Source organism: uncultured Lactobacillus sp., assembly GCF_945290125.1.
GTDB classification, from domain to species: domain Bacteria; phylum Bacillota; class Bacilli; order Lactobacillales; family Lactobacillaceae; genus Lactobacillus; species Lactobacillus rizhaonensis.
In genome coordinates, this window is record NZ_CALYQV010000061.1 from 1 (window position 1) to 11,672 (window position 11,672).

Below are 11,672 nucleotides of genomic sequence, written 5' to 3' on the forward strand. Positions count from 1 at the left end.
AAAAGATAACAAGACTAGCTTTGATCCACTAGTTATTCCTGCAAAATTTTGATCTCAAAAACTCTAGCTAGTTAGCCTTATAGTTACTAACGGAAAAGACGTCAGCATCATGCCGAAATAAGTTCTAGAAATTAACAGTTAATAATACACAAAAAGAGTCTAAGAAAATTTCTTAGACTCTTAATTATTGCCTTAGTAGCTTAATATCAATATACTAGCTACACTATATCAAACAAATACTATAATTTAGATTTAGTTATCTCATCGAATTCTGGATAAGCTGGTACTTCCAGATTGATTTCTCTAGCCTTTGCCAATTTATAGGCAAGCAAATGTATCGGAATGGTCATGAATAATGATGTCAATAATTCATTAACATCTGTTTTCAGGTTTAAACTATCCACCTCATCGTTAGTACAGTTATAACTAGCAATAACTGTTACATGCTTAGCATGCAATCGTAAAAAGTGCTGTAATTTTTTTGCTCGTCCTTCTAATTTGCCTTGAGGTTCGATAAAGATGAAGCGATCAGACGCATGCATACCAATATATGGACCATGCATGTATTCTTCTAATTCCTTCCCTTGTGCTGTGATATGAACTGTTTCCGTAATTTTAGTCTCGCCTTCACGGGCAACCCCATAAGCAGAACCATAACCAATAAAATAGATTCTCTTCAGCTCACTGTTTTCATTAACATAGCGATCAGCCCATCGTTCAGATTGCTGAACAATGTGGGGCAGATTCTCTATGATACGGTCTATTTCCTTAATATCTTTTTCATATCCCTTTGAAGATAATCTTTTGGTTTGGTGTGCCGCTTCAATTGCAAACAATATCAACAACAGAATTGTAACGCTGTAACCAAGCGTTACATATGGCATTTCTTCAATCCCCATTCCCATCTCTATTAGCTGAGCACCTGTCTGGGCAATCGGACTATTTAAATCACTAGTTAAAACAAAAACAGTGATTTTTTTAGCGAGCAATTCTTTAACAACTTTAATGGTCGAAGCACTATGACCGCCTTGAGAAATGGCAATATATAAAATATCATCCTGAAAATGATTTTGATAGTTAGCAGCTATCGATGGCTCTTCCACATAAACTGGTATTCCTAATCGCTCAGTCATCAACGGTAACGCACCATAAGCAGCGTTAGAACTGGAACCAGTAGCAAATATGACAATTGATTTGTACTTAGTCTCATTGGTTTTGAAACTATTAATCATCGGCTTTAACAATTCTTGGTAGTTAGTTCTAATCTGTTGATAAACGGATGCTTCAGAATTTACGTAATATGACATACTTTTCATAATCAAGTTCCTTTCAAATACCATCAGAAAAATTGGTTTTATCCTGATTTTCTTTTGTCAAAGTCGTTTTATCAAAAACTTGGGCTGTCTTTTGAGTGATTGCCACTAGGTCATGCATTAATTCTTCTTTAGAATGATAATCTCGGTAAGTGGTTTCTAGAAGTGAACTCAAATTACATCCAGCCACAACTCCAATCTGATCATTGTGATAGGCTAATTCTGCTACTAGCTTATAAGGCGTTCCACCGACGAGATCAGTAAAGAAAATAATCTCTTGGTTACTTACCTGTTCATTGATTTTTTTCTTTAAATCATCCTCATTCATTTCTTTTGTAAAATCGATAAAATTGGATTTATTTTGCGGACCAACAAACAATTCAAGTGAACTACAAATGCCAGATGCAAAATTGCCATGGCCGACAACAATAATTTTTGGTTTAGTCAAAATTTAGTCTCCTTTACATGATTCCAAGCCATGAACAAGCAATACAGAGGACAAAGACAACAACAATTAAAATAATTGGTGAAACTTTTTTCTTTTTTAGTAGCCAATACAAAAAGAAAGTAAAACCTAAAGGTAAAAGGTTAGGAAAAACCTTATCCAGAAAATCTTTTTGTAGAGACACACTGCCAATTTTTACTTTCAGGGATAAAGTTACGTAGGAACTGATTAGGGCACCAATTACAGTTAGTCCCATGATAGAAGCAGATTTAGAAATAATCTTTGAATTTTCCTGTATAACATCAATCGCTTTTGTTCCCATATCATAGCCTAAATGTGCAAAAGGAATTCGACATAAGAAAATGGCTAAATAAACTAAGAAGAAAATAATTGGGCCAAGAGGATTTCCTTTAGAAGCAAATGATGCACAAATCCCACCTACAATCGGCATAATTGTAAACCAATAAATTGCATCGCCAATACCAGCTAATGGAGCAAATAAGGCGTTCTTCAATCCACTAATCGTTTTTCGATCTACCCTTTTTTCCTCCATACTAGCTAAAAGTCCAAGTAGGATAGCTACAAGTGGAGGACTAGTGTTGATAAAGTTCATATTATCAACCATTGCCTCAGATAATGCCTTTTTGTCCTTACCAAAGATTTTCTTCCAAATTGGGATTTGCGCCCAGGTCCAGCCAGCAGCCTGCATTCTTTCATAATTAAAGCCTAGCTGAAACATTGATGACCGTAAACCTAACATGGTAATGTCTTTTTTACTTATTTTGGTGTATTTTTTTGCATCATTAGATACCATCTTCAGCGCCTCCGTTTTCCTTAATTTCATTGATTTGATCTTTCAATTTTTGATTCTGTTTAGTATTAAAGAAGTCAATCATTGCAAAGACAACACCAATAGCCGCGGCAGGCAAAACGTTCGAATAATTAATAAAGCTAGCCACTACAAAGCCTAGTAACAAGTATGGGAAATAACTTACCCGCAATAGTACTTTTAGTAACATTGCGAATCCAACTGCTGGTAACGCACCTCCAGCCAGTTCGAAACCATGAATTAACCATGTTGGCATTGCTTTGACTAAGCTTGCCATCGGAGCTTGTGCGGCATATGAAGATAGAAAAATTATGATGAAAAAGGTAATTCCAACAACCGCCATGGAAAAGGCAACATAACGACTAAACTTTTTTGTTTCAGCTTTCTCAGCCGCCTTATCCAAACTAGGCATAAAGCCTGAAAACAAAGAGTAATACATTAAGATAATGTATTGCATCAACATTGCAAATGGTAGCGATAAACCAACTGCAGTTGCAGGCGCAACTTTAGTTGTATGTGCAATTACAACCGTCATTATGCCGCAAACAGCTGGATTAGGTGGTTGTGTGCCCCCAGCATTGGTTAGTCCGGCAAAAGTAAGTTCCGCTACCCCACCGGCTAACAGACCTGTTATTGGATCTCCAAGTATCAGACCAGTAACTGCACAACTAATAATCGGTCGAAAAATATATAGAGCTTCCGTGTATGAATCCACCCCAGCAATTGCACCGAATATGCTGAGTAAAATTCCTTGTAATAAAGTGATTTTCATTTTCTCCTCCAAATTCCTTTAATTAGAAATCAATTGGTACTTTTTTATCACCCGGAACATCTTGAATGTAAATATTGACACCAGCGTCAACCAGTTTCATTAAATCGTCCTTATCTTGTTGATCAACGTATACTTTATCTGTAACTTTTTCCTTACCTGTAGAAAAGTGCATATTACCAACATCTATCTCTTTAATTGGTACGCCGCCATCAACTAATTTAACAGCATCAGTCGGTGTCTTAACGATAATAAAAATTTTTTGTCTTGGAGCAGCTTTACCGATGATATCAATCGTTTTCTGGATTGAGAAAAATCTTATTTGAGCTCCTGACGATTCAGAGGTACTTTGCATCAATTTCTGCTGTAAAGGATCTTTGGCAACATCATCATTTGCCACTAATAGCAAATTAGCTCCAATCGAACTGGTCCAGATCACTCCAACTTGTCCATGAACAAGCCGATTGTCTATTCTGGTTAACAAAATATTTGGTTTACTCATTATCTAACCTCCTAAAACTTTTCTATTGGTCCATACCAATGTTAAGTTAATAATATCAGTAAGCGGTTACAGTGTAAATATAATTTATACCTACTAATTTATATTTGTTATAATAATTAATGTAAAAATTATAAAATGTAACTGTTATTGCCCGTGGTACGGACCTTGTATTTAGAAAGTAATTATGAAAAAACCACTTTATTTAAAATTAGTTAGTTCCTTAAAATCCCATATCCAAAAAAATATGCATAAGGGCCAAAAATTGCTTGGTGAAAGAGAAATTGCTGAGCGCTTTAATGTAAGTCGCTATACTGTCAGGCAAGCGCTTGATGAGTTAGAAAAAGCAGGATACATTTATAAAGTTCATGGTAAAGGTACGTTTGTTTCAGAAAAGTCGGTCCCGACAGCCCTTAATGAAGTTTACAGTTTCACTGAACAAATGAAATCATTGGGTAAGGTACCTGAAACAAATTTACTGGAGTTTAAAGTTTTTAATTCTGATAAACGACTATCATCTAAACTAAAAATAAATCTTGGTAACAAAGTAATTAGGCTTAAATTTCTTAGGAAAGCTGATCAAGTTCCTATGATGATTGAAAAAACCTACTTACCATTCGCTAAATTTTCTACTTTAACTTTAAATGACTTAGAAAATAATTCATTGTATTCTGTAATGAGCAAAACTTTTCACCAATCAATTCACTTAGTTAGTGAATCGATTCGTGCCTGTTTAATCTCTAATCAGGATGCTGACCTGTTATCCGTAGAACACCATTCTCCTTGCTTAGAAGTTAATCGGACTTCTTACAATAAATTGCAAGAACCAATTGAATATACTTTTTGTATAGCTCGAAGCGACCAATTCGTCTATAACTACAAATATATCCATCACGATAAAAAATAACTCCACCAACGGATTGCAAAAACTAAAAGCACTCAACATACTGAATAGACAGGCCTCGAAGTTTAAAAATTTCGAGGTTTTTTATCATAGCCAAATTACTTAATCAGGACAAAACATGAAACAATATGGCCAGTAACACATCTGTAGAATTTGTAACTCTTTATTTGTTTAATACAGCTTAAAAAGGTCGGAAGTTCTTATTTCCAACCTTTAAAGCATTTTCAACTTTTTATTTGGACTATTTTGGAGTTTACATGTTGACACAAATATTTTTGAACTAATCTAACGTTCCCTTTAACTTCAAGAACAGTCACGCTATTCTTTTTCTTATAGAACCACACTTTTGTACAGTGGCTACTTGGATCACATGATTCAAGTTCAATCTTTTGATATTTATCCAAATCACCATTTAAAATTCCTACTTTAATCACTCTTTTTGAACCAATTCCTTGTGGCGCAAAGCCATAAAACAAAACTAATGCAACAAAGGTAAGTAATCTCAGGTCAAGAATGCTTTTATTTGACCAAAAAAGAGCAACTAGACCAATTGCAATAAAGACTGACATTAGCATTTGACACGGTTTTTTCCTTGCTTTAATTTGAATCTTTCTGATATCAGATAGTTCCCTTAAAAACATGAGCAAGATAAAAACTAAAATAGCAATCGATTCATTCATTTAATTTACCATTCAGCAATTGTTCCATCATCATTACACCAAGCAGGATTATTCCAAACTAGTCCCTGTTGAGCAACTTCTTTAATCTTTTCTTCGTCCATTTCAATTCCAAGACCAGGTCCTTTAGGAATATCAACAAAACTATTCTTGTACTGAAAAATCGATTTGTTCTTAACAAAATCTAACAAATCAAAACCCTGATTATAATGTATACCTAAGCTTTGTTCTTGAATAAAGACATTTGGAGTACAAGCATCAACTTGAAAAGTAGCAGCTAATGCTACAGGACCATAAGGAGCATGTGGAGCAACAGCCATGTCAAATGCTTCTGCCATTGCAGCAATTTTACGCTCCTCTAACAAACCACCACAAAGTGAAACGTCCGGTTGAACTATGTCAACAGACCCTTGTTTAAAGATATTTTTAAATCCCCATCTAGTGTATAATCTTTCTCCAGTCGCAATTGGTGTTGAAACTTCGTTAGAAATTTGAGCAAAATATTCTTCGTTTTCTGGCAAAACTGGCTCTTCGATAAACATTGGATGATATTGCTCTAATTCTTTAGCTAAAACTTTAGCCATCGGCTTATGTACACGACCATGAAAGTCGATTCCAATCGCCATTTTATCGCCGAACTTATCTCGAATGGAGGCAACCCGCTCTACCGCTGCATCAACTTTTTCTAAGGAATCAACATAATGCATTTCTGAAGTTGCATTCATTTTTACAGCTCTAAATCCTTGATCCCAACGTTGCTGCGCCATTTCAACTACATCTGAAGGTCGATCACCACCAATCCATGAATAAACTTTTATCTTACTTCTAGCGGCACCACCTAAGAGTTCATAAACCGGCAGGTTTAATGCTTTACCTTTAATATCCCAAAGCGCCATTTCAATACCGGAAACTGCCGTTCCGTTGATTGGACCACCTCGGAAAAATGACCTATGTAATCTTTGCCAAATTTGTTCGATTTCAAACGGATTTTGTCCTATGATCTTCGTACACATTTCTTTAGCAGCAGCCACTACTGTTTTTGTCTTTGTTCCAGAAACTAATTCCCCCCAACCTGAAATTCCTTCGTCTGTGTTAATCTTTATAAAAATCCAGCGTGGTTTAACTTGGTAAATTACAAAATCAGAAATTTTCATTATGCTTTTCTTCCTATCCTTTTAACTAATTATTTTTAGATTTTAAGGCTACTTCTTCTGCTTCAGCCGCTTTGTTAATATGCTTATTAAAATCAAAGTAATACCAGATCAATGCAATTATAATAATTAAAATAGGGACACAAAATTCAGGATGCCAAGTAAAGCAGAAATAAACAATATAGCTTTGAATCATTGATGTTGCTGCAAATGATGAAATCAAGAGACTTCCCCCTGTTGAAAGCTTTATACCAACCGACTTAGCAATTGCAGTCAATACTGGAGCGGTTGCTGAACCACACCATAAAAGTGAAGCTGTTACTGCAAGACCAATAACTATATTTTTCAAAAGATTACCATTAGTCAGAGCTACTACCATAGCTACTCTGAAAGGAACAACAGCTAAGTCAGCAAACGGTAAGACCCTATTCCCAGGTAAAACAACAGCCATAGCTATTGTTAAAGGAATAATAATTAAGGCTGTAGTAATAACATCAGGATTACCGACAATAACTGCTGCATCCAATCCAATAAATAATTTTCTACCCTTGAACTTTTTCTGTGACCATTTCTGTGCTGATTCAGATATAGGCATTAAACCTTCCATGAACATTGAGGTCATTTTAGGAATTAAAACTAAAACTGCTGACATACTAACGCCCAATTGTAAAATTTTTTGTAAATCATATCCGGCGAAAATACCAATAGCTAATCCAATCAATAAACCCATAATCATTGAGTCACCAAAAAAGCCCAAATATTTTTGTGCATCCTTGATACTGAATTTAGATTTTCTAAATAAAGGAATTTTATCTAATATCCAATTTAAAGGAACGGCAATTACCAAAGATGATAATGCAGACACAGTAGGCAATGAAACACCAGGAATTTTAAAAAAGCCCTCTACCATTGGCTGTGACCAATCTGACATTTTAAAAGTGATAATAGCCATGACAGCAACGCTACCAACAGCCAAAAATACATTTTTTGTCACAAAGTAGACCATTATTCCAACTATCGCCATATGATGATAGTTCCAAATATCTACATCTAACGTATGTGTTGCTTTTAAAATTAATAGCACTATATTAATTAATAAAATTACAAAAATAAGAATTGCAATGATTGGTGATGCCCAAGTTACGGCTGCAATTGAACCCCAGCCTACATCTAATGCATTAAGCTGAACATGGGTTCTTTCTACCATTGCTTTTGCAGCAGGACCAATATTAGTTGTCATAAAATCAAGTACAAGCTTAATTCCAGCAAAGCCAATTCCTAAAGTAAGGCCTGACTTAAAAGCCGCAGAAATTTTTAAGCCAAAAATCAAACCAACAATGGTAATAATAATTGGCAGCATAACTGTCGGCCCACAATTAATAATGAATTGAAAGCCGCTCATGAATCCGTTAGCAATTTGAGACCACATAAATTTCCTCCTAGACTTCTTGATTGACTAGAGCAGCCTTAATATCAGCTAAAGTTTTCTCCGCACCAATCCCCGTTAATAATGAAAGTCCTAAAACATAAGGTGTTCCATGAGTATCGCCACTAAACTGACCAGTAGTTACCAAAAGGTCATAATTTGCCACTTTAGACGACACTTCAGTTAATCTGGTCTGCGTAGTATCCGCATCAATCCCATTTTCTTTGAGGTATTCTTTAATTTTTGTTGCTACAACTGTGGAAGTGGCTATTCCATTTCCACATGCAACTAAAATGTGTTTAGTCATGTTCTCAATCTCCTATAGCTAATTGAACAAGCTCTAATAATTGTTTTTTGTTTAAAACTTGTAAAAACTGTTTTCTTAATTTCTCATTTTGGACAATGCTGGCAACCTTTTGCAGCATCTCAACCTGACTATGGGGTTCCGCAATCACAAGCATAATCACTATTTTTATCGGAATATCTTCTTTAACATTGCCCATATTTTTAAACTTGATAGGTTCTGCCAAAGTCGCAACGGCTAAAGTTGTTTTATTTACCAAATCAGCATTTGCATGTGGAATTGCTACTGCTGGTTGTGAAGATGGTAATCCCGTTGGAAAGTGCTTTTCTCTTTCTAGAAGTGCAGCTTTATACTTTTCTTTAACATAGCCGTATTTATAAAGCTGATCAGCCATAAAACCTTCCAGCTCAATATTTGTTTTAAAGCTTAGGTTTTGAAAAATTAAGTTCTCATCTAAAATTATCTTTTCCAATATATTTCACCAAATTATGCTCATTTCACCAGTTTCAAAAGTGAATTTTGTAATCCTTTAACATTCAAATTATCGATATCCGATTGGTTAAAAGCATTTGAGCCAATACCAAAATATTTAACTCGACTATCTTTAAACTTTTTAATGTTATATTCTGATACTCCTCCAACCGCCATTAAGTCTAAATCTCCTAGAGGCCCTTGAATTTCTTTAAAAAAGCTAGGTCCAACGACTGTTGCTGGAAAGATTTTGACAATATCAGCACCATAGTTGATCATTTGAAAAACACCCGTTGGTGTCATTACTCCGGGGATGGCTAGAACCTTATTTTTTTGAGCATAGTTAATCATTTCTTTACTCATTGCACAGGCACTCAAAATAAATTTGGCACCTGCAGCAATGGCAGACTTTTCTTTAGAAAGGTTTAAAACCGTTCCTGCGCCAATTTTCACTTGGCTACCATACTTTTGATTTAATTGCATTATTATTTTGGTGGCATTTCGGCTATTCATTGTTACTTCAACAGCAAAATCTGCTTCTAAGCCCACAATGGCTTCAAGCACTGCATTGGCTTGCACTTGCGTGTAGTTTCGCAGAATTATTGTATATTCTGGAAATTTTCTTTGGTCCATTATTAGTTATCCTCTTTAACGTATTTTCTAATAATTTCAAATGCCTGATCTGCAGATCTAGTATTTAGCAACTTGCCTATTTGTTGATCATTTGTTGCTAGGTTAGCCAATTGATTAATAGCCTTGAGGTAGCGGTCCATATGAAAAAATGCCACAGGTGCTAGAATCCTAGCCTCCTTACCGAAAGGTAGCTTAATTGGATGTTGCGAAATTAAAATTGCTATCCCATCGTCTAAAATACCTTTTTCTGGACTCGCATGTGGAATAGCCATTGTCTCGCCTAAAAAGCTATAGTTATATCTACTTGAAACTTGTTTGACGAGTTCTAAATAATATTTTTCTTCGACTTTTTGATCAACAATCAATGGTTCTATTGCTTGATACAAGACATCTTGCCAATCAGGATTTGGATCTTCTATTATCTGGATATATTTCAGCTTGATGTAGCTCAAAAGATCTGGCGATTTTGGTGACTCAATGTCAATTTTGATGGTTTCATTTGAGTTGGATAAAAGAATGTTAACAATACCCGTTCGTAATTTTTTATCATCCTCGATTTTGGTATATTTACCGACCAGCTGTAATAGTTCATTTGCTTTATGATCAATTTGGTCAAGACCCAAGTCTTTTAAAACTCGATATCGTAAAGAAAGTTTTTCTGAGTTATCCATATTAGGTTTGACAAGGTAATTTTTAAGTTTTGTTTTTAACAAGACGGTTGAAAAAACCACATCAAATCTTTGGTCAGATTCAGAAAATTCTCTGGCTGACATGGTTCCTAAAAAATTGATCTCTGGAAAAATGCTTATTAATATTTTGATTAAAATATTGGACATTATTATTCCATTAGAGCAGACCACCACTGCAGTATATTTAGTACTATTTTTTTGCCTTGATCCTTCATTATCAATCAGTAAGTATCCAAAATAATAAGTTAATAATTTGATCTCGTTTTCTGAGAACTTAGTATCTAGCCATTCTTCGATTGGTTGCAATAAATCTTTTATAATACTAGACAGTAATTTTTGGTCTTCATCTTCACTTATGTCCATAGATTCAACATTTGGTAAATTATACTTAACGCGATAGCAAGCTGGGCGTAAATGATTTAACAATCTTTTTTCAAAACTTGATTGATTTGGAATATCCACTAGAACTTTCAGTTTAAATCCTTCAACCATCTGATGAATAAAACCAAATAATTCAATTTCATCGGGACTATATTCTGAATTATCTTTATTAAAAATATTAGCGGATAAAATTGATAAGGCTACCCATTCAACATAGAAATCAGTTAGTTTGGCTATAATCTTTTGTCTACGCAAATATTTATACTCATTAGTTTGATCAATAAATTTATCTGATTCGCCCTTCTTTTTAGTAGATATTCCTCGAGCTAAAATAGTCTGAATTAATAGCTTCAAATGCTCAAAGTATTTATCCGAAAACGAAACTTGAAATTTTCTTTCAAAGTTTGTTATCAAAACTGTTGCATTATGGACAATCTCTTCAGTAAAAATATCATTCCGCAATAAGCTATTATTTGCAGTATCATTTTCCTTTAAAGCCAGTGCTGTTGCTAATCTTAGAATCTGTGTTTCATCGCCTTGCAAAAAGTAACCTCGGCTTCGGTTATATTTGATTGCAAGTTGATATCGCGCAGCAGCCTTAGCAGCAACCCTTAGGTTCCGAAGAATAGTAGTTTTACTGCATCTAACAACAACAGCTAGATCATCAAGTGATACATAATCCACATTGATAATTAAATATAATAAAATCGTTGTTTCTCGATTCGTACTAGGAAAGTAATCGTTTAATTTCTTATCATTAACAAGTAATTCTTTGACTTTGTTTGAAAAAGTGAACGTTCCATTAGCATGCCTTAAAATTGGTGCTAACCCATGGGCTTCTAATTCTTGATTGATTAAACTTACTGCATAATTAATCTGACGTCTTGTTAACGATAATTCCTGCATCACCTCCACAATTGTTATTCCTGGTTTTTCCATTAAAAGGGAAATAATTTCTTGGATCCTCTCATTCATTACAACTTTCCCCCTTTCAATTTTCATTCTATAGCAAAACTGTCTTCGTGAATTCGCTTTCATTAAAAAATATGTATATAGCTATACGTTTTCTAGACAAAAAATAATTTCAAGCTTTTCAATAATTCCAACAAAAGATTCTAGAAATACTTAAAAAGGATATTGTGGAAGTAAAAGTGCCTTAGTTAAAAAGTGTATGCAAAAAA

13 protein-coding genes are annotated in these 11,672 nt (G+C 34.6%); 1 reads left to right on the forward strand and 12 read right to left on the reverse strand.

The features are described from left to right. Window positions 1–239: 239 nt before the first annotated feature. The 5 genes from Q0K80_RS08660 to agaB are packed head-to-tail and all read right to left on the reverse strand — an operon-like array spanning window position 240 to window position 3,858. The gene (locus Q0K80_RS08660; protein ID WP_294605468.1) at window positions 240–1,316 is read right to left on the reverse strand and encodes an SIS domain-containing protein; all 1,077 of its coding nucleotides are present in this window, start codon (window positions 1,314–1,316) and stop codon (window positions 240–242) included. A gap of 13 nt (window positions 1,317–1,329) precedes the next feature. After that, complete coding sequence (locus Q0K80_RS08665) at window positions 1,330–1,761, reverse strand: PTS sugar transporter subunit IIA (protein ID WP_294605470.1); 432 nt, start codon at window positions 1,759–1,761, stop codon at window positions 1,330–1,332. Between the two features lie 13 nt (window positions 1,762–1,774). Continuing rightward, the gene (agaD, locus tag Q0K80_RS08670; RefSeq protein WP_294605472.1) at window positions 1,775–2,572 is read right to left on the reverse strand and encodes a PTS galactosamine transporter subunit IID; all 798 of its coding nucleotides are present in this window, start codon (window positions 2,570–2,572) and stop codon (window positions 1,775–1,777) included. Beyond that, on the reverse strand, window positions 2,562–3,359 hold the full coding sequence (agaC, locus tag Q0K80_RS08675; protein ID WP_220220674.1) for a PTS galactosamine transporter subunit IIC: 798 nt from the start codon (window positions 3,357–3,359) through the stop codon (window positions 2,562–2,564). Before agaC ends, agaD begins: the two co-directional genes overlap by 11 nt. 22 nt (window positions 3,360–3,381) lie before the next feature. Next, window positions 3,382–3,858 carry a PTS galactosamine transporter subunit IIB gene (gene agaB / locus Q0K80_RS08680; protein WP_294605474.1) on the reverse strand — a complete coding sequence of 159 codons (477 nt, stop codon included), beginning with the start codon at window positions 3,856–3,858 and terminating at the stop codon, window positions 3,382–3,384. Window positions 3,859–4,042: 184 nt separating this feature from the next. Here agaB and Q0K80_RS08685 point away from each other — a divergent pair, with 184 nt between their 5' ends. Beyond that, the gene (locus Q0K80_RS08685) at window positions 4,043–4,762 is read left to right on the forward strand and encodes a GntR family transcriptional regulator (RefSeq protein ID WP_294605476.1); all 720 of its coding nucleotides are present in this window, start codon (window positions 4,043–4,045) and stop codon (window positions 4,760–4,762) included. A 221-nt stretch (window positions 4,763–4,983) separates the two neighbouring features. Here Q0K80_RS08685 and Q0K80_RS08690 read toward each other — a convergent pair whose 3' ends face one another. The 7 genes from Q0K80_RS08690 to Q0K80_RS08720 are packed head-to-tail and all read right to left on the reverse strand — an operon-like array spanning window position 4,984 to window position 11,466. Further along, complete coding sequence (locus tag Q0K80_RS08690; RefSeq protein WP_220220671.1) at window positions 4,984–5,439, reverse strand: hypothetical protein; 456 nt, start codon at window positions 5,437–5,439, stop codon at window positions 4,984–4,986. Between the two features lie 5 nt (window positions 5,440–5,444). After that, the gene (gene dgoD / locus Q0K80_RS08695; RefSeq protein WP_220220670.1) at window positions 5,445–6,590 is read right to left on the reverse strand and encodes a galactonate dehydratase; all 1,146 of its coding nucleotides are present in this window, start codon (window positions 6,588–6,590) and stop codon (window positions 5,445–5,447) included. 25 nt (window positions 6,591–6,615) lie between these two features. Further along, window positions 6,616–8,016, reverse strand: coding sequence for a PTS transporter subunit IIC (locus Q0K80_RS08700; protein WP_294605479.1), 1,401 nt, complete (start codon window positions 8,014–8,016; stop codon window positions 6,616–6,618). A 10-nt stretch (window positions 8,017–8,026) separates the two neighbouring features. Further along, window positions 8,027–8,320: a PTS sugar transporter subunit IIB gene (locus Q0K80_RS08705; protein WP_220220668.1), complete on the reverse strand. Its 294-nt coding sequence runs from the start codon at window positions 8,318–8,320 to the stop codon at window positions 8,027–8,029. Between the two features lie 4 nt (window positions 8,321–8,324). Further along, complete coding sequence (locus Q0K80_RS08710) at window positions 8,325–8,789, reverse strand: PTS sugar transporter subunit IIA (protein WP_220220667.1); 465 nt, start codon at window positions 8,787–8,789, stop codon at window positions 8,325–8,327. A gap of 20 nt (window positions 8,790–8,809) precedes the next feature. After that, complete coding sequence (locus Q0K80_RS08715) at window positions 8,810–9,421, reverse strand: bifunctional 4-hydroxy-2-oxoglutarate aldolase/2-dehydro-3-deoxy-phosphogluconate aldolase (protein WP_294605483.1); 612 nt, start codon at window positions 9,419–9,421, stop codon at window positions 8,810–8,812. Between the two features lie 2 nt (window positions 9,422–9,423). After that, on the reverse strand, window positions 9,424–11,466 hold the full coding sequence (locus Q0K80_RS08720) for a PTS sugar transporter subunit IIA (RefSeq protein WP_294605485.1): 2,043 nt from the start codon (window positions 11,464–11,466) through the stop codon (window positions 9,424–9,426). Window positions 11,467–11,672 lie beyond the last annotated feature (206 nt).

What these genes read in the sequence shown, in the direction of transcription:
- Q0K80_RS08660 (WP_294605468.1), bottom strand. Translation starts at nt 1,316, where the DNA reads ATGAAAAGTATGTCATATTACGTAAATTCTGAAGCATCCGTTTATCAA.
- agaD (WP_294605472.1), bottom strand. Translation starts at nt 2,572, where the DNA reads ATGGTATCTAATGATGCAAAAAAATACACCAAAATAAGTAAAAAAGAC.
- agaC (WP_220220674.1), bottom strand. Translation starts at nt 3,359, where the DNA reads ATGAAAATCACTTTATTACAAGGAATTTTACTCAGCATATTCGGTGCA.
- agaB (WP_294605474.1), bottom strand. Translation starts at nt 3,858, where the DNA reads ATGAGTAAACCAAATATTTTGTTAACCAGAATAGACAATCGGCTTGTT.
- Q0K80_RS08685 (WP_294605476.1), top strand. Translation starts at nt 4,043, where the DNA reads ATGAAAAAACCACTTTATTTAAAATTAGTTAGTTCCTTAAAATCCCAT.
- Q0K80_RS08690 (WP_220220671.1), bottom strand. Translation starts at nt 5,439, where the DNA reads ATGAATGAATCGATTGCTATTTTAGTTTTTATCTTGCTCATGTTTTTA.
- dgoD (WP_220220670.1), bottom strand. Translation starts at nt 6,590, where the DNA reads ATGAAAATTTCTGATTTTGTAATTTACCAAGTTAAACCACGCTGGATT.
- Q0K80_RS08700 (WP_294605479.1), bottom strand. Translation starts at nt 8,016, where the DNA reads ATGTGGTCTCAAATTGCTAACGGATTCATGAGCGGCTTTCAATTCATT.
- Q0K80_RS08705 (WP_220220668.1), bottom strand. Translation starts at nt 8,320, where the DNA reads ATGACTAAACACATTTTAGTTGCATGTGGAAATGGAATAGCCACTTCC.
- Q0K80_RS08715 (WP_294605483.1), bottom strand. Translation starts at nt 9,421, where the DNA reads ATGGACCAAAGAAAATTTCCAGAATATACAATAATTCTGCGAAACTAC.
- Q0K80_RS08720 (WP_294605485.1), bottom strand. Translation starts at nt 11,466, where the DNA reads ATGAATGAGAGGATCCAAGAAATTATTTCCCTTTTAATGGAAAAACCA.